Origin of the sequence: Nitrosomonas sp. (genome assembly GCF_024282095.1) — a bacterium.
In the GTDB taxonomy this organism is placed as follows: domain Bacteria; phylum Pseudomonadota; class Gammaproteobacteria; order Burkholderiales; family Nitrosomonadaceae; genus Nitrosomonas.
Map to the genome: position 1 here is coordinate 24,446 of NZ_JAMWZS010000003.1, position 17,168 is coordinate 41,613.

At 46.4% G+C, this 17,168-nt stretch carries 16 protein-coding genes; 3 read left to right on the plus strand and 13 right to left on the minus strand.

Going from position 1 to position 17,168, the window contains the following annotated elements; all coding sequences use genetic code 11:
• Position 1: 1 nt before the first annotated feature.
• The 8 genes from sufD to Q0K92_RS01675 form a co-directional block, all read right to left on the minus strand.
• The gene (gene sufD, locus Q0K92_RS01640) at positions 2 to 1,303 is read right to left on the minus strand and encodes a Fe-S cluster assembly protein SufD (protein ID WP_297324064.1); all 1,302 of its coding nucleotides are present in this window, start codon (positions 1,301 to 1,303) and stop codon (positions 2 to 4) included.
• Positions 1,300 to 2,094, minus strand: coding sequence for a Fe-S cluster assembly ATPase SufC (sufC, locus tag Q0K92_RS01645; protein ID WP_297324065.1), 795 nt, complete (start codon positions 2,092 to 2,094; stop codon positions 1,300 to 1,302). Before sufC ends, sufD begins: the two co-directional genes overlap by 4 nt.
• Complete coding sequence (sufB, locus tag Q0K92_RS01650) at positions 2,091 to 3,527, minus strand: Fe-S cluster assembly protein SufB (RefSeq protein WP_297324066.1); 1,437 nt, start codon at positions 3,525 to 3,527, stop codon at positions 2,091 to 2,093. The genes sufC and sufB overlap by 4 nt, the downstream gene beginning before the upstream one ends.
• 123 nt (positions 3,528 to 3,650) lie before the next feature.
• Positions 3,651 to 3,992 carry an iron-sulfur cluster assembly accessory protein gene (locus tag Q0K92_RS01655; RefSeq protein WP_297324067.1) on the minus strand — a complete coding sequence of 114 codons (342 nt, stop codon included), beginning with the start codon at positions 3,990 to 3,992 and terminating at the stop codon, positions 3,651 to 3,653.
• Positions 3,993 to 4,075: 83 nt separating this feature from the next.
• Positions 4,076 to 4,537 (minus strand): Fe-S cluster assembly transcriptional regulator IscR, encoded by a 462-nt coding sequence (gene iscR / locus Q0K92_RS01660; protein ID WP_297324068.1) that lies wholly within the window; start codon positions 4,535 to 4,537, stop codon positions 4,076 to 4,078.
• Between the two features lie 549 nt (positions 4,538 to 5,086).
• Positions 5,087 to 6,862, minus strand: coding sequence for an SLC13 family permease (locus Q0K92_RS01665; RefSeq protein ID WP_297324069.1), 1,776 nt, complete (start codon positions 6,860 to 6,862; stop codon positions 5,087 to 5,089).
• Between the two features lie 139 nt (positions 6,863 to 7,001).
• The gene (locus tag Q0K92_RS01670; RefSeq protein ID WP_297324070.1) at positions 7,002 to 7,616 is read right to left on the minus strand and encodes a hypothetical protein; all 615 of its coding nucleotides are present in this window, start codon (positions 7,614 to 7,616) and stop codon (positions 7,002 to 7,004) included.
• Between the two features lie 5 nt (positions 7,617 to 7,621).
• Positions 7,622 to 8,047 carry a hemerythrin domain-containing protein gene (locus Q0K92_RS01675; protein WP_297324071.1) on the minus strand — a complete coding sequence of 142 codons (426 nt, stop codon included), beginning with the start codon at positions 8,045 to 8,047 and terminating at the stop codon, positions 7,622 to 7,624.
• A gap of 391 nt (positions 8,048 to 8,438) precedes the next feature.
• On the opposite strand from Q0K92_RS01675, the gene Q0K92_RS01680 reads away from it, so the two are divergent.
• Both Q0K92_RS01680 and Q0K92_RS01685 read left to right on the plus strand, forming a co-directional pair.
• Entirely contained in the window at positions 8,439 to 8,693 is a 255-nt protein-coding gene (locus tag Q0K92_RS01680; protein ID WP_297324072.1) for a hypothetical protein, read from the plus strand.
• A gap of 77 nt (positions 8,694 to 8,770) precedes the next feature.
• Positions 8,771 to 9,160: a transposase gene (locus tag Q0K92_RS01685; protein WP_297324073.1), complete on the plus strand. Its 390-nt coding sequence runs from the start codon at positions 8,771 to 8,773 to the stop codon at positions 9,158 to 9,160.
• 348 nt (positions 9,161 to 9,508) lie between these two features.
• On the opposite strand, the gene Q0K92_RS01690 is transcribed toward Q0K92_RS01685, so the two are convergent.
• The 4 genes from Q0K92_RS01690 to Q0K92_RS01705 all read right to left on the minus strand — a co-directional run bounded on the left by Q0K92_RS01690 (position 9,509) and on the right by Q0K92_RS01705 (position 14,189).
• On the minus strand, positions 9,509 to 10,789 hold the full coding sequence (locus Q0K92_RS01690) for an OFA family MFS transporter (protein WP_297324074.1): 1,281 nt from the start codon (positions 10,787 to 10,789) through the stop codon (positions 9,509 to 9,511).
• A gap of 352 nt (positions 10,790 to 11,141) precedes the next feature.
• Positions 11,142 to 12,167 carry an Ig-like domain-containing protein gene (locus Q0K92_RS01695; protein WP_297324075.1) on the minus strand — a complete coding sequence of 342 codons (1,026 nt, stop codon included), beginning with the start codon at positions 12,165 to 12,167 and terminating at the stop codon, positions 11,142 to 11,144.
• A 91-nt stretch (positions 12,168 to 12,258) separates the two neighbouring features.
• A complete protein-coding gene (locus Q0K92_RS01700) occupies positions 12,259 to 13,269 on the minus strand; it encodes an alpha/beta fold hydrolase (RefSeq protein ID WP_297324076.1) in 1,011 nt (336 codons plus the stop codon).
• Between the two features lie 170 nt (positions 13,270 to 13,439).
• Entirely contained in the window at positions 13,440 to 14,189 is a 750-nt protein-coding gene (locus tag Q0K92_RS01705) for an IS5 family transposase (RefSeq protein WP_297324077.1), read from the minus strand.
• A gap of 195 nt (positions 14,190 to 14,384) precedes the next feature.
• On the opposite strand from Q0K92_RS01705, the gene rluB reads away from it, so the two are divergent.
• Positions 14,385 to 15,218: a 23S rRNA pseudouridine(2605) synthase RluB gene (rluB, locus tag Q0K92_RS01710; protein WP_297324078.1), complete on the plus strand. Its 834-nt coding sequence runs from the start codon at positions 14,385 to 14,387 to the stop codon at positions 15,216 to 15,218.
• A 404-nt stretch (positions 15,219 to 15,622) separates the two neighbouring features.
• Here rluB and Q0K92_RS01715 read toward each other — a convergent pair whose 3' ends face one another.
• Complete coding sequence (locus Q0K92_RS01715; protein WP_297324079.1) at positions 15,623 to 17,161, minus strand: calcium-binding protein; 1,539 nt, start codon at positions 17,159 to 17,161, stop codon at positions 15,623 to 15,625.
• Positions 17,162 to 17,168 lie beyond the last annotated feature (7 nt).

Here is a 17,168-nt window from a genome sequence, read left to right on the forward strand (position 1 = left end):
ATTAGTTACTCTGGGTTTGATTAAGAACAGTCTGTTCCAATTGTTGCCTGAGCGAAGTAACAGGGATACGGCTGATGATTTCTGCACCAAATGCGTAAGTTAATAAATTGCGCGCAGCTACTTCTGATAAGCCACGGCTTTCCAGATAGAAAATCTCTTCTTGATCCAACTGCCCGACTGTTGCGCCGTGTGCGCATTTAACGTCATCGGCAAAAATTTCCAATTGCGGTTTAGTATTCACTTGTGCTGTTTTGCTGAGTAACAGGTTGCGGCTGGATTGCGACGAGTTGGTATGTTGCGCATGTGGGCGCACCATGATTTTTCCATTAAACACAGCATGTGCTGCGTCATCGACGATGCATTTATGCTGCTGGCGGCTGGTGCCGTTAGGTTTAAGATGGTCGATGCAGGTGTGCGTGTCGGCCAGTTGACGATCCGCAATCAGCGTTAATCCGTCAATAGTACATTCTGCCGCTTCATCCGTTAATCGAACATCCAGGTTGTAGCGGGAAATCTGCGATCCCAGTGAAATGCTGACAGATTGATAATTACTGGCATGAGCCAGTGACACTGCACAGTTTGCCAAATGAAAAGCTTGCGTGCTTTCTCGTTGAATGCGAATGTGCTTGGCGTGTGCATTAGCAGCCAGATTGATTTCTGTTACTGAGTTGGTGATGTAGGTTCCTTGCTGAAGCGCTACATAATCTTCAATCAGTGTTACATTGCTTCCGGTTTCGCCAATCAATAAACAGCGTGGATAGCTGGTGACTTCATTTTGTGTGGCGATGAATAACAGGTGAACAGGTTCAGCAATGGCGGTATGCTTCGGGATCAATATCAATGCGCCATCCCGTAGAAATGCTGTGTTCAACGCGGTAAATACATTGTTGTCAAATTTGGCGTATTGTCCCAAGTGGGACTCCAGAATTGATGCATGCGTGGATAAGAATGCCGGCAAGTTACCAATTACAAGTGCTGCGGAGTCGATAATGGTTGATAATTGCGATGAATAATGACCATCAACAAACACCAGACGGTTTTTTACTTCTTTCACGCATAGATGCGCAATATCCTGCACCTGTAGGTTGCTGTCAGGTTGTGACGGCTGATAGGGCAGATCAGCTAACGATGAAATGTCCGTAAAGCGCCACTCTTCATCACGTTTAGTGGGTAGTCTCTGCGTACTGACACGATCAATGGCTCGAGCGCGTAATTGACTCAACCAGGACAGCGATTCGGTTGGTTTTGTCGACCACGATTTCAGCAAGCACTCAAGATAATTGGTATGGGTTGTTTCACTCATACGATGACCCCGGCAACGGATTGTTTATTTGCGCTGATCCAGTCATAACCCCGTGTTTCCAGCTCCAATGCCAATTCCTTGCCACCCGTCATGACGATGCGACCTGCCTGCATGACATGTACAAAATCGGGCACGATATAATCCAGCAAGCGTTGATAATGCGTCACCAGAATCATTGCGTTATTTGGGTTGGCGATCTGATTGACGCCATTGGCTACAATTTTAAGTGCGTCAATGTCCAATCCTGAATCTGTTTCATCCAGAATACTGAGTTTAGGTTCCAGTAATGCCATCTGCAAAATTTCATTACGTTTTTTCTCGCCGCCGGAAAAGCCTTCATTGACACTGCGATCCAGGAAATCAGGTTTCATGTCCAGTAATTTCATTTTTTCACGCACAAAATCATCAAATTCAAGTGGATCCAGCTCTGCTTTACCGCGCTGCCCTTGTACGGTATTGTAGGCGAGGCGAAGAAATTGCGTGTTAGCGACACCAGGAATTTCAATAGGATATTGGAAAGCTAAAAATAGCCCAGCGCGAGCGCGTTCTTCGGGGGGCAGTTCCAATAGGTTTTTACCTTCAAATTGAATCGATCCTCCGGTGACTTCATACGCTGAATGACCGGCAAGTACCTTTGCAAAAGTGCTTTTTCCAGATCCATTGAGACCCATAATGGCGTGTATTTCTCCACGCTTAACTGTGAGATCAATGCCTTTCAGAATTTCTGTACCGTTGATACTGGCGCGCAGCCCTTGAACAGAAAGAATGGTAGTACTATTTTTATTAATCATCCGACACTTCCTTCCAATTTGAAGCTCAGAAGTTTTGTGGCTTCAACAGCAAATTCCATCGGTAATTGTTGAAATACATCTTTACAAAACCCATTAATAATCATTGAAACTGCTTCCTCTGCATCAATACCGCGTTGAGAGAAATAAAAAAGCTGATCTTCACCGATCTTGGAAGTGGATGCTTCATGTTCAACTTTTGCACTGTTGTTATGCACCTGAATATATGGAAAGGTATGTGCGCCGCATTGATCGCCGATCAGCATGGAATCACATTGTGAATAGTTGCGTGCATTCTCTGCAGTCGGAGCAATGCGCACAAGACCACGATAGCTGCTGTTCGAGTGTCCCGATGAAATACCTTTGCTGACGATGGTGCTGCGCGTGTTTTTTCCAAGATGAATCATTTTGGTACCGGTATCCGCCTGTTGATAATTGTTTGTGACGGCCACAGAATAAAACTCACCGACCGAGTTATCGCCACGCAAAATACACGATGGATATTTCCAGGTGATGGCCGAACCGGTTTCCACTTGTGTCCAGGAAATTCGGGAATTAATGCCTTTTGCTAATCCCCGTTTAGTGACAAAATTGAATATGCCGCCAACACCATTTTCATCGCCAGCATACCAATTCTGAACGGTTGAGTATTTAATGTCAGCGTTATCCAATGCGATTAATTCAACCACTGCCGCATGCAATTGATTCGTGTCAAATCTAGGCGCGGTACAACCTTCGAGATAGGAAACCGATGCGCCTTCTTCGGCAATGATCAATGTGCGCTCAAACTGCCCGGATCCTTCCGTATTGATACGGAAATAAGTGGATAAATCCATTGGGCATTTAACGCCTTTGGGAATGAAACAAAAAGAACCATCGGTAAACACTGCAGAATTCAATGCTGCAAAGTAGTTATCACCGACTGGAACAACAGATCCTAAGTATTTCTGGATAAGCTCAGGGTGCGTTTGTACCGCTTCCGAAATAGAGCAGAAAATAATACCTACTTCAGCGAGTTTTTCCTTATAGGTGGTTGCTACTGAAACACTATCAAAGATGACGTCAACAGCCACACCGGCAAGTGCTGCACGTTCGTGCATAGGTACGCCAAGCTTCTCGAATGTGCGTAATAATTCAGGATCAACTTCATCCATGCTGGCCAATTTTTTCTTTGGTTTTGGCGCTGAGTAATAACTGATGGCCTGAAAATCAATTTTTGGATAATGTACATTCTGCCATTCAGGTTCAGTCATTGTCAGCCATTTCTGATAGGCTTTCAGGCGAAATGACAAAAGCCACTCGGGCTCATTTTTTTTGGTCGAGATTAATCGGATAATATCTTCATTGAGTCCTTTAGGTGCGATGTCAGACTCAATTTCAGTCACGAAGCCATGTTTATACGGTTGATTAACCAGACTTTGCAATACTGCGCTCATTTGGTTTATTCCTTTATTTTAGTATCTTTAATTTGGAACAGATATCTTATAATCTTAATTGTCCGACAATCGGATTATTTCATTTGTAAACAGAGAGTATGCCGCAAAAGAACCTGCGATTGATTAGATCTTAGCAGATTCTTTTACGCTGAAACTATCACCACAGCCGCATGTATTATCAATATTAGGATTGATAAACTTGAAAACGCTGTTGAGGCCTTCCTTGGCGAAATCAATTTGCGATCCATCCACGTAAGGCAGGCTGTTTATATCTACAACAATTTTAGTTTTATGGGACTCAAATAATTGATCATCAGGAAGAATCTCATCAGCATAATCAAATACATAAGAAAATCCTGAGCAGCCTGATTTCTTGATTCCGATCCGGAATGCACTTCCTTTACCTCGTTTTGCGAGTTGCTGTTGGATATGCTTTGCGGCATTTTCAGTTAACGTAATTGGCATGACATTAATCCACCGCGATATTTTTCATACGTATAAAATTATCAAGATCCCTGACCATTATTCTATATGAGTTTTTAATTAATCTATGCAGCAGTCGATTCGCGCATATCAAGAAGCGGCACAACTGATTCATTTTGTTGATTGATTTGATTATCAACCAATTCCTTCAGTGTTACCGCACCGAGATATTCAAAAATCAGATCATTTAATTTTGCCCACAAGTCATGTGTCATACACTTGCCGTCGTTATGGCAATTCTCTTTACCGCCACATTGTGTTGCATCGATTGGTTCGTCGACGGCGAGGATAATGTCTGCTATCGATACTTTATCCAAATCTTTCGCAAGACAATAACCACCGCCAGGACCACGCACGCTATCAACAAGTTCAGATTGGCGCAGTTTTGCAAATAATTGTTCTAAATAAGATAAAGAAATTTTTTGCCGCTGGCTGATATCCGCTAACGTTACCGGATGACTACTTTGTTGCAAAGCAAGGTCAAGTAGTGCTGTTACTGCAAATCTACCTTTTGTTGTTAATCGCATTATTGGCTCCTATTAAAAATCGAGTAGGGTTGGTTGTAAAAAAGGATTGGAATACCCGATTAATTCAGTCAACTATACAATACCCGATTGATTTGGTCAACTAATATAATAAACTGTGCTGTAAAGGCTACTGAATAAATAAGAGAAGAGTATCTGATGTGATGGTTTGTATTATAGCCAATTGATTTAACGTGAAATATATGGATATGCGTATGGTGAGATTGTACCGCACCAGCGGTTGTATCGGAGCGCTCTGCCTGATTAGCATAAGAGGCATTGATTTTATTTTTCGTATGAGGTGTAGATCTAGATGGGAAATTGGCACTGGGAGAACGCGCCAATAGGAGCACAATCTGGTTATTTCTTCCGATGGGAAAGGAATGGAATTACCAAATTAATTGATGAAAATTTAAACTAACGGAACACATGGATTGGCCACTATAACACTCGAAAAACGTAACGTATTCATACAACCGTTGGTGATATGTGGCCTATAGCAACTGCAAAAATCCTTAGCAAAATACCCGATTTGGTTTGATCACGACAATTTCACTTGGTCAACGGCCAACCGATCAACAGTACCGTAATGGTAACAATGGCCGTTACGATATTCATCGGTATTCCTACCTTCAGGAAGTCTGTAAAACGATATTCGCCGGGACCATAAACCATCATGTTGGTCTGGTAGCCCAAGGGGGTTGCGAAGCTGGCGGAAGCAGCCATCATGATGGCAAATACAAAGGGTACGTTATTTAAATCGGCTTTTTCAGTGATCTCCAATACAATGGGTAGCATTAAAAGCGCCGCTGCGTTATTAGTAATGACTTCTGTGAGTATTGAGATGGTGATATAGGTCAGAATCAGCAGAAGCCAAGGTGTGCCGCCACTCAAATCGACGATATTCTCCGCCAGGTATTTGGCAACACCGGTTTTTTCCAATGCCATACCTAAAGCAAATGATGCTGCAATGGTAATAATGACTGTCAAATCAAGGCTTTTTTCTGCCTGATTGGCCGAACAGCAGCCCGTAATGATCATTAAACCAGCCCCAACGAGTGCGCCATTCAACATAGTGATTACTTCAAAGCTGGCTGCTGTAATGATGCCCAGAAGAATAGCCCAAGCGAGATATGCCCGTTCATGACGCGGTGCTTCGGTGTTCAGGTCATTAATGAGCAAAAAATCCTTGTTATAGCGCTGGCGGGTAACAAAAGCCGGCCGTGCCTCCAACAATAACGTATCACCCGCTTGCAGTATGATGCTGCCGAGATTGCCCTTGATACGCTCGCCATTTCTCGCCACAGCGAGTACCGCTGCACCATAGCGGGCACGAAAACGTGCATCGCGAATGGCAAATCCCACTGCGGTACAATGCGGTGATACGACAGCTTCAACCAAACGCCTCTCAGGATGCCGCTCAGTGAATGTCTGTGCTTGTCCTTCCTCAGCTGACGGCACAATACCATTAATGCGCAGCAAATCCGAAATTGCATCGGTATCGCCGGCAAACACCAGCCTATCGCCTCCTTGTAGCACGTCTTCGGGAGAAACGGCCGTAAGTACGGTACCATTCCTCTCAATTTCAATCAGATAAACGCGTTGCAAATGTCTTAATCCGGCTTTTTCGATCGTTTTGCCGACCAAAGGACCATTGGGTGCGATGGAAACTTCCAGCGTAAATTCGCGTAGATTGGAAAAAACCTGGCCTTGTGTCCGATCCGGCAGCAATTTAGGGAATAATAGCCACATTAATATAAAACCGGCAATGGCAACGGGTAAACCGACAGCCGTTATCGAAAACAGAGAGAAACCGGGCTCGCCGGTAAGCACTTGATATTGACCATTGACGATCAAATTGGTGCTGGTTCCAATCAATGTCACTGTGCCGCCCAGAATAGCCGTATAACTCAGCGGGATCATCAACTTGGAAGGAGAAATTCCAATTTTGCGCGACCAACTATAAATGGCCGGAATCATTGTAGCGACAACCGGGGTATTATTAAGAAAGCTGCTTAAAAATGCCACTGGCCAGAACATTCGAGAAAGTGCAGCACGCGGCGTTTTAGGTCTGCCTAATAACGTGTTTACCAGCAAATCGATCGCGCCTGAGGCATGCATGCCCGCGGCAACGACAAACATGCCTGCAACGGTAATCAAGCCCGAGTTACTGAAACCGCTTAACGCGTCGGCGCTACTCAGAATTCCGGTGACACTGAGTATCGTCAGTGCCCCGATCATGATCAAGTGAGGGCCAATCCGTGTAAAAATGAGTGTTGCCAGTACTCCAACACATAAACTCAGCGTAAACCAGCCTTGCCATCCCATAGTTTTATATTCCGGACAAAAACTTAAATATACAGTAGTTATGCGCGTAACAGAAAATAATAAAAGCCGTTTTATGGCGCCATATCGGCGGATTATGGTTCAATGAGTATCATCAAAGAACCCTCTTAGTTCCGATTGATCAATTCATCGGTATGACTCGTATCACACGCGGGTCATCGGAAAATTCCAGCAATAATCGCCGTACGCGATCCTGCCAGGCATCGGCGAAAGCAGCTTGTTGAGAAGCGTCAGCGCAATCCTGCAGGATCGCCATCAAGCGTTCTCCCTGAGCAGGGTCGGCGGGTACCCAAGAAACATCGAGCGTCACAGCCACACGTGCGTTATTGTCGAGGCGCTTGAAAATGATCGCCTCGCCTTCGCGACGTTGTGCAAAGCTGAGCAAACCTTGGCGCTTGAAACGCCCACGCATGCCCTGGAAGCCATTGTCGGCAGCAGCGCCGGTGAGCAGCGTCAGCACCTGCGCCATGACACCAGTCACTCCCTCATTTTCCGGGGCCGGCATATGCACAGCAATATTGCCGCGCTCCGCGGGTCCGTCCGGATAAAGTGCAGTCAGTGCCGCGCGTCCGATCAGAAATGCACCGGCGACAGTAGGACAAGAATGCCCAGCCAGACGCACGGCATCCACATAATGATAGTCGAACAGGCCATCATGGACAGCACCCAGCGTAGCGGCAAATGCGTCGTAGGTATGCACGACCGGAGCTTGTTCGTAAAAATCAGGAAAATTCACACGCATTACCTCTCTGAATTAATCGGGTTAAATATGTCCGCAGATTCAATGCAAGGATGCAATTGCAGCTGTGGAAAGAGTACGCGCTCCTCATAGCGCACATGAGCAACGACGAGATCGGCAAACCGGCGTAAACGTTCGGTGGGTTCAAACATACAGGGCCCGCAGGCAAGCGTGCGCAGTTCCGCATGGTCGGCAAGAATGCGCGCGACGGACTCAGGATCAAGCATCTCTGCCGCAAGCCGAATGAGCTGCTCCTCCTGCTCAAAATGCGCAGCCATCAGCGCATGCCAATGCGCTTCGATACGTGCTATTGCCGCCGCACAAGTAGCACTGTCATTGCTGCCCGCCGCTTTCCGGGCGGCGCGTGCCATCACCAATGATGTATGGTGTTCACGCGATAGCGGGAGTAAAGCGCCAGTTCGAGGCATAATAAATAGTCGTTCCTGAAAAATCATTAAACGGCTGTTGAAAACCCACTACTTCGATCAAATTGTATAAAAGCCACGCACCTCATAAATTATGCGCGAAATTGAACACTTTCAACAACAGCTTTTTAGTTGAGTCTATCTTTGAAGAACGGATTCCTAAGACTCCTGCACAACCTCGCCTGCCAGTGCAATAACCAACTAAAATAGAGGCAGTTGGAGCAAAAGATGCAAATGAGTTTTGGAACACTTGAATTGGCAGAGCGATTGAAGCGAGAAAATGTTCTGATGAAGATATGCCCTGATTGCCTGGGAGGAATTACGTCCGAATCTTAGGGGTTTATATAGGCGCGAGTTATCGCATGGTGGAGGGCAGGAGCCATTTGAAGCGCTGATGATGTTCAAAGCGATACTGCTGGGTCAATGGCACAGTTTGTCGGACGCGATACCGGACGAAACCACTTTGTGCCGATTCCGTAACCGGCTAGTGGCCAACGACTGGCTAGATGATCTGCTGGCCTCTATCAATGAACAGCTTCAATCACACGGATTGATGATCAAGGGTGCGACGGGGGTGGTAATTGATGCCACGCTGATTGAGTCAGCGGCACGCCCAAAAAAGACTTGGCTAAAGAAGGCAAGAGCATAGTTCGGCGATGCAGTCAGTTACCTGTTAGTGGATGTGCGGGGGTTCATACCGGGGGTTCATGCGGACCAGAGCGCAAAATGATGCATTTCGAAGCAGCTATCGATGTTGCGCATATTGAGGCGAATCGGGTGTATGCCGACAAGGGATCCGGAAGCGAACGCCAATCGGCAGTTTTTAAGAAGCAAATCAAGAGTGCAATTCATGCATCGCGCGTACAAGAACAAACCACTCTCGTTTGGCCATGCCAGCTGGCGAATCAATTGATCAGCAAAAAACGCTATATTGTCAAACAGTGTTTCGGCACAATCAAACGCCTATTCAGAATGGGACGCGCCAGTTACTTCGGTACGGTAAAAGCCAACGCCCAAGTCATACTGAAAAGTATCTGCATGAATCTGAAAAAAGCAGCCAACAAAATTTTCGTAGATCAACCATTAAGGGGAGCAATCCGTCCAAATGTTGCATAAGGGGGAGAATTTCCCCTAAAAAAGGAAAAAACTTCACTTTCTACCAAAATGACGTGCAACAACTGTCATTTGGAAGTTTTTCTCTGTCACTACAGCTAAATTCTCGCGGTTGTGCAGAGGTCTTTTCCTGTTAATCATCCACTGCGATCTTTGAATATATGGATGGATAGGCCATTTATGATCCGATCCGAGTGACAACTGGTCGAGCATATCGAGCTTGCGATTCCCCGTACTCTTGCCACGGATTTGTTGGTTCAATCAGACATTGGCGGACGTGTAGCGGCTGTAGTGGCATCTCTGTTCTTGTTGATCGGCTGCTATGTTGGAGTCTGTTACCTTACTTCAACCTTAATGGCGATAACGTTTTCCGGCATCGAATTTTAGCTGCTTGACAGGATTTAATCCAATCGCGGCAATGATCATTCCAAGCACCGCCAACCCCGCGACGATTGGAAAGGTATTCAAATAGCTGCCGGTGATGTCTTTGATACTGCCGGATAGCAGTGTTCCCAGGATGGCACCGGCGCCGTAAGCGGTAAACACCAGTCCGTAATTCTGCGCATAATGTTGTTTTCCAAAGAATATACCGGTGGATGTCGGCGCAATGGCTAGCCATCCGCCCAGACACATCCACAGCACACAGAATGCAAATAAGTACAGCAGTGCGTTGTCTTGCCCGAAAAACGACATCAATAGCGATACGCCAAGAATCATGGCAAATGAGACCATTGCGGTATGCTTAGGCCCCAGCTTATCGGTAACGGCGCCAAATAGTGGTCGCCCCAGACCATTGAATACTGCAAATAATGAAACGGCAAACGCAGTGGTTGTTGCATCCAGCTTCGCTATTTCGGTTCCGACCGGAGATGCGATACCGATCGCCATCAATCCAGCCAAACAGCCGATCGTGTACGTTGCCCACAGCGCATAGAAACTACCGCTCTTGAGCATATCTCGTCTGCTGAGGTTTAAGGATGGCATTGCAGTCATTGCAGTGGATGCTGTCGCTACTTCCGCTGGCGCCCATTCGGTGGGTGGAAAACGTAATAGCTGCGCCAACAACGTGATGACCACCACAAACGCGATCCCTAAGTACAGAAACGTATGCAGTATGCCAATTTCCGGATTGTTGATCATTGCCTTCATCAGCGGTGCGATTAACAGTGCCGATATGCCAAAGCCCATCACAGTTGAGCCAATCGCCAGACCGCTTTGTTGCGGAAACCATTTGGCGACCACGGCAATCGGGCAACCGTAAACGATGCCGACCCCGGCACCGCCGATGACGCCATATAAAATAGTTAAGGTCGTAATATCCGCAGAAAAGCTTGCCGCGATCCATCCGGTTCCCGCCAACAAACCGCCCAGCATGGCTGTGTTTTTCGGACCCCATCGAGCAATCAGATTGCCTGCCAGCGGCATCGCAATCGCAAATACCGCCAGAAAAACCATGAATGGATAACCGCTCTGACTCGACGTGATTTCCCATAAGATTTCCAACGGTTTTCTGAAAACACTGAAGGCATAAATGGATCCAAGGCAAACATTGATCAACAGTCCAATCACCACAAATATCCACCGGCCTTTTGCTGCTTCCATGCCGAATAATTTCAAATCGTGTTGGGTCATTTTAGTTTTTTATCTATCTTTTTGTTTTTCAGTCGGTATTTCTCGTTGGCGTAAAACCGCCTTTAATAATCTTACCGTTTCTTGTGTCTTGCGGGGAGTTAATCTGGACGATAGTTTCGATAACAGCGGTGGAAAACTACCCTGTTTATTGTGGAGCGGTGAGTTGAGCAGAGTGATGCATTGTTGCTGATGGTCGAATCTGTTTTGCTATGATGAAATCTAAAATGGAGTTAATCGATTGAAAATAAGGAGATAAAATGAGTTCTGCAAACTTGGATTACACTCGCAACGTAGTATATTGTGTGCCATTTCGGGTGTCCAATTGTAGCCAGCAGGTGTTGAATGTGGCCTACTAGTAGCCTGCTGCGATTGCCTGTGGCAGAAAATCGGCTGTCGTGCCGACCAGAATGATATCCCCTGTGCCACCATCATAAAAATAAATATGATCGTTTTGTTCGCCGAGCGCATTACCATTTGAATAGATGCGGGCATGATAACCAAATACGTCCTGCGATTCCGGATGGTCTGAAAATAAATCCGGATATTGACGCTCTCCCCAGTCAAAAATTCTGTCGGCGTTCGTGTCGGGCGTTTGCGCTGTGGTGATGAAACTATAGGATGTCACTTCAGCGTTGCCGTGACCGGTCAAGTCTTTAATGGATCCGGAATCCAGCGTGACAAAGTATTGCGTGTTGTTGGATAGATTGTTGGTTGGATTGATGGTCAGTGTTTTGTCCGAGAGCGATAGATTACTACTGGATGCTGCGTCAAAAGATTCTATCAATACATTGCCAGCGGTTACTAACGCAATCGATCCCGAACCTCTTTGGATCGCTTCACTAAATGTTAGAACAATGTTGCTGTCAACGGCCACATCTGTTGCAGAATTTGTGGGACTAAATACAGAAACTGACGGGGATGAGCTTGGGAAAGTTGGCGGTATGGTATCCAGATCTTCGTAGACAGAAATGGCAGCATACTTATCAATATCTGCAAAACCTTGGCGCCATGACGCATCAAGATAATAAATGCCGTCGTAGGACGCCGTAAAGCGGATGTGGTCAGTGCCAGCAGCACCGCTGGCGTCGTCTGTCGCAACCACTCTTCCTTGCTCATCGAAAAGCTGCAAAACGAAAGGATCAAAGAAACTTTGGCTGAATAGATCGTAGGTTGCGCCTGCGGTGCCTTCAAAGGCAAACATATTGCGTGCACCGGTATTGTTGACCGAGGTAGAAAAGAGGGCTCTAAAATCCCAATCCAGCATGTCGCCAAAACCGTTAATAGGCGGTACGTACTGTGTAAAAGTAAGTGGCGTGGCAGAATTTATTTGATCAATCGTAAGATCATTCAAATAGTTAATGGGTGGATAAGCGATCATTTCATCATTCCGTTTTTAATGCTTCATTTTTGCATTTTTCTGATGCATTTTACCGGAAAACACGATGACCGCGTTTCATCATGTGTACTGATCAGCGTTCATTTTGCTGGCAGTTGTGATAAAAGAAACTGAGTATCTTTTGAGGCAGCCAACTTAATTTTCCAGGGAACGGGCCTTGCATGAATCCGGCGTGACCGCCTTCTTGTGGAAATTCCAGCGTGACAGCGGAGGATACTTCGTGCTGAGACGGTAATGCCGATGCCGGCATGAAAGGATCGTTGCGTGCATTAATCACCAGCGTGGGAACTTTGATATGTTCCAGCCATTGCTTGCTGCTCGATTGTTGCCAATAATCATCGGTACTGCGGAAACCGTGCAGCGGTGCCGTGACCAGATTATCAAAATCATAAATCGAGGCGCACTTTTTGAGCGCTTGGGCATCAAACAAGCCGGGAAATTGCGCCAGCTTATCGAATGCTTTGTCCTTAAGGGTGTCCAGAAAATGGCGCGTATACACTTGATTGAAGCCAACGTCCAACGCTGAGCCGGCAGCAGCCAGATCAAGCGGCACCGACACAGTGGCCACACCGGCCACCATTTCTTTGGCGTGTTCTCCTTTTTCACCCAGCCATTTCAGCAGTGCGTTGCCACCGAGCGATACACCGATGACATAGACTGATTGGGTGGCGCTTACTGCTTGTGTCTGGTTTATGATTCGCTGCAACATCCAGTCAATTTCAATGGAATCGCCCGCATGATAAGCTCGCGACAGTCGATTGGGTATGCCGGAACAACCGCGGAAATGAATCACGGCACTGCGCCAGTTGTAATTTCTCAGGTCATTGATGATGCTCAGAATATAGTGACTGGATGATCCGCCTTCGAGGCCATGAAAGAATATCACCAGCGGTGCATCAGTCGATCCATCCGCCCAATCCACATCGATAAAATCGCCGTCATCGAGTTCCCAGCGCTCACGTCGATACGTGAAAAGCTGCGCAGGTTTATTAAAATAAGGATAAAGCGTTTGGGCATTTCCTCCAGGTAACCAGGATGGCGCTGTATATGGCTCTGTGCAAAGCGGAACTGTAATGGCTGGCATATTTTTTCTGTTTTAAATCATTTAGACGATATGTAAATATTTCGGGATCAATTGACACGGGATTATGCCTGGAAAGGCGTTAATTTTCTAATAGCCGTGTTCGTTTGGCATGAGGAGTGATCAGGCTTTTTGTATCGGAATTTCAACAATTGCTAGGGTCTGTTGACATTTCACATAGGTAACCATAGATACCCACATGCCATAGCGACCATGCTTTCGTAATTTCTCTTCAGCTTATCGTATCTTGTTGCCACCGCGCGATACTGTTTTAGTCTTGCAAAGGCATTTTCCACCAAATGCCGATATCTATACAAACCCCAATCCATATCCGCATTACCCTTCACCGAGTTGCGCTTTCTTGGTATTACAGCCCTGGCTCCCTGCTTCGTTATTTGCTCTCGTATGCACTCGCTATCATAGCCCTTGTCTGCAACAATCACCTCCGCATCAGGTAACTTGGCAATCAAACCGGGTGCTGCAGAGCAGTCATTGACTCCTCCACCGGTAATCTCAAACTCAATCGGTAAGCCATAACTATCAACCACCAAGTGAATCTTCGTGGTATTCCCGGCACGGCTTTTACCAATGGCTTGAGGTTTCTTATTAGCTGCTCCCGCACTATGCTGATGCGCTTTCACGTAGCTACCATCAATAAATTCCCACTCACAATCCGCGTCAATGATCAGTGCCTTGAAAATCCTACCCCACTTGCTACTCGATGACCACGCATTGAATCTTTTGTAAATCGAATTCCAACTTCCAAATGCCTTCGGCAAATCTCGCCACGGACAACCTACTCGCATTCGATACAGCATTCCTTCTACCGTCATACGCAAATTGCGCTTGTTATAAATGGCTTCTTGAAGCAGAATCTTCTCCAGCTTCGACCAAAACTCATCACTGAGCATCAAGCGGGGCATCGCAAACTCGTTTTATTGGTGGTATAGGAACCTCAATATTACGAGTTTGCCTCTTTCTATTAAATACTTATCTTCAATTGTCAACAGACCCTAACGATAGGCGCAAGGTGAGGTACTTAATAGTTTAAAATTGCTTATTTGGTTTTATTAGATGATGGTTTTTATTGTGAACATAATTCCCGGATTGACACGCCTATGAAAGTTAAGAGGCCAACCAGGCCGGTAAAGAAGAAAATACCTGTTTCACAACCCAAACCGATAGTTCAAACACCCGAATCTCCCAGCGTATTAGCAACTGCTACCACGGTTAAGTTGCAAAAGTTCTTGGCACAGAAAGGATTGGGTTCGCGGCGGGAAATGGAAGCATTGATTGCCACCGGAGAAGTCAGCGTGAACGGTAAAGTCGCCATCGTGGGCGATCGGGTTGGCGCGAGCGACGTCGTGCGTATCGGTAAGCGCGTGATCCGGCTAAATCCGCAAGAAAGCTTGCCCAAGGTTCTGCTGTATCATAAACCGGAAGGCGAAATCGTCAGCCGCCATGATCCGGAAGGCCGGCCTTCGGTGTTTGACAAACTGCCGCATTTGCGGTCTTCAAAATGGATTGCCATTGGACGGTTGGATTTTAATACCAGCGGTTTGCTCATTTTTACCACCGACGGCGCATTGGCGAACCGGTTGATGCATCCGCGTTTTGAAATGGAACGTGAATATGCGGTGAGGATATTGGGAAAACTGACTCCCGAACAGATGACGCAACTGACTACGGGTGTTGAGTTGGTTGATGGTCGGGCGGCTTTTTCTTACTTGGCCGAGCAAGGCGGCGAGGGGATCAACCACTGGTATCGCGTCATCCTGAAAGAAGGTAAGAATCGTGAAGTACGGCGCATGTTTGAAGCAATTGGATTGTCAGTCAGCCGCCTAATGCGCGTGCGCTTTGGCCCGATCAATCTGCCGCCACGCATTAAACGCGGACAGTGGTTGGAATTGGATGAGAAAGAGACTCAGCGATTGTTGAGTTTGATTGCGTAATTTGTTTCTTTGTCGCTTTGAGTAGGCATAAAAACCACCATGTGAGAGCGATATCATGAACATGAGAGAATTGATTAATGCGGTGAGGCGGTGGCTTTGTGAGCGCCTCATTAAATCAGGTGTTCTGTTTCTTAAGGAAACTCTGAATAATTCATGTTTGTCATTCCGAACAAAGTGAGGAATCTTTGTGAATCAATGTCATAGATTTCTCGCTGCGCTCGAAATGACAGTTATTCAGAGTTTCCTTAACAGTCACTTAACTGGCGTTTAAAAACTATCTACGTTGCCGCTGCGGTGTTAAAAACAAGCTCAAAACGCTCATTTATTATGCAACAACTGCGCCTTCTCGCCTGTTTTTTCCTGATATCGGCTGCCTCGAAAACGTTTTTCAACGGCCTGTTAATTCAGATCACCACAAAATCCGCATTGGTCATACTTAATCCGCTGCTCACTACGGCAAACTGAACAGCAGTACCCGCTCCACTACCATCTGCATCGTAAAGCAATGCACCGGTTAAGTTGTTGTAAATAATGTAATCGTCAGCATCCGTTGCTTGGGTACCGATCTTGAATCGACTGACTCCAAGAGTGCCCGTCGTCGTTAGTTTCTTAAATACAGCATTTTCGAGCCTGATCGTGTCATCGACTGTAACAAAGTCGGTGATTGTGTCAGTATTACCCGCCGTAGTGAATTTAAAGATATCTTTACCCATGCCGCCGGTTAATGCATCATCACCTAGTCCGCCGTCTAGTGTATCTGTGCCTGCGCCACCATCCAGCGTATCATTACCGGCATTACCGCTGAGCTGGTTAGCGGCAGTGTTGCCAATAATGGTGTTTACCAGATCATTACCGATACCATTGATAGCCGATGTGCCTGATAGAATAAGATTGTCTACATTGTTCGGTAATGTATAGGTTAAATTAATATTGACCGTATCCGTACCTTCATTAAGGTTCTCAGTAACGGTATCAGCAGTGCTATCCACGTAATATGTATCGTTACCAGTACCACCATATAGATAGTCCTGTCCTGTACCGCCGTCTAAAATATCATTACCCTCTAAACCATACAGATAGTCATTGCCGCCCAGACCATTCATGGTGTCATCGGTAGCAAATCCGGTGATGCTGTCGGCAGCTGCGGTACCTTGCAGTACTTTTTGAGCAAGCGTGACGCTATTCCAGCTGGTACCGTCTGCAAACTCAACAGCGTTGAGCATATATTGGTTGCCGCTGATAAAGTGATTCTGGATGGTGATGATTTCGCCGGTGCCTTGTATGGTCAACCGCAGATCATTACCTGAGCGCGCTGCCAGAACACCGGTTGGATTAATGCCGGCGGCAAAACGCAGCACATCATTGTGATTGGCGCTGGTGTCATAATTGCTGATGGTGGTATTGCCATCTCCGGCTGCGAATAGGTAGACGTCATTGCCAACATCGCCTATCAAGGTATCACCGGCGCCTAATCCACCGTCTAAAATATCATTGCCTGCGTTGCCATACAGGACATCCTGACCATCTCCACCCAACAGCATGTCATTGCCGTCGCTACCGTACAAATAATCATTACCACCCAAGCCATTCATGGTGTCATCGGTAGCAAACCCAGTGATATTGTCAGCGCTCGCAGTGCCAGTCAGTATCATCAAAGCCAATGCCGTGCTGTTCCAGTTGGTACCGTCTGCAAACTCAACGGCGTTGAGCATATATTGGTTGCCACTGATAAAGTGATTCTGGATGGTGATGATTTCACCGGTGCCTTGTATGGTCAATCGCAGATCATTACCTGAGCGCGCTGCCAGAACACCGGTTGGATTAATGCCGGCGGCAAAACGCAGCACATCATTGTGATTGGCGCTGGTGTCATAATTGCTGATGGTGGTATTGCCATCTCCGGCTGCGAATAGGTAGACGTCATTGCCAACATCGCCTATCAAGGTATCA

Bases quoted from the DNA above. Each gene is read 5' to 3' on its own strand.
- sufD (WP_297324064.1), bottom strand. From the start codon at position 1,303: ATGAGTGAAACAACCCATACCAATTATCTTGAGTGCTTGCTGAAATCG.
- sufC (WP_297324065.1), bottom strand. From the start codon at position 2,094: ATGATTAATAAAAATAGTACTACCATTCTTTCTGTTCAAGGGCTGCGC.
- sufB (WP_297324066.1), bottom strand. From the start codon at position 3,527: ATGAGCGCAGTATTGCAAAGTCTGGTTAATCAACCGTATAAACATGGC.
- Q0K92_RS01655 (WP_297324067.1), bottom strand. From the start codon at position 3,992: ATGCCAATTACGTTAACTGAAAATGCCGCAAAGCATATCCAACAGCAA.
- iscR (WP_297324068.1), bottom strand. From the start codon at position 4,537: ATGCGATTAACAACAAAAGGTAGATTTGCAGTAACAGCACTACTTGAC.
- Q0K92_RS01665 (WP_297324069.1), bottom strand. From the start codon at position 6,862: ATGGGATGGCAAGGCTGGTTTACGCTGAGTTTATGTGTTGGAGTACTG.
- Q0K92_RS01675 (WP_297324071.1), bottom strand. From the start codon at position 8,047: ATGCCTCGAACTGGCGCTTTACTCCCGCTATCGCGTGAACACCATACA.
- Q0K92_RS01680 (WP_297324072.1), top strand. From the start codon at position 8,439: ATGATGTTCAAAGCGATACTGCTGGGTCAATGGCACAGTTTGTCGGAC.
- Q0K92_RS01685 (WP_297324073.1), top strand. From the start codon at position 8,771: ATGATGCATTTCGAAGCAGCTATCGATGTTGCGCATATTGAGGCGAAT.
- Q0K92_RS01690 (WP_297324074.1), bottom strand. From the start codon at position 10,789: ATGACCCAACACGATTTGAAATTATTCGGCATGGAAGCAGCAAAAGGC.
- Q0K92_RS01695 (WP_297324075.1), bottom strand. From the start codon at position 12,167: ATGATCGCTTATCCACCCATTAACTATTTGAATGATCTTACGATTGAT.
- Q0K92_RS01700 (WP_297324076.1), bottom strand. From the start codon at position 13,269: ATGCCAGCCATTACAGTTCCGCTTTGCACAGAGCCATATACAGCGCCA.
- Q0K92_RS01705 (WP_297324077.1), bottom strand. From the start codon at position 14,189: ATGCCCCGCTTGATGCTCAGTGATGAGTTTTGGTCGAAGCTGGAGAAG.
- rluB (WP_297324078.1), top strand. From the start codon at position 14,385: ATGAAAGTTAAGAGGCCAACCAGGCCGGTAAAGAAGAAAATACCTGTT.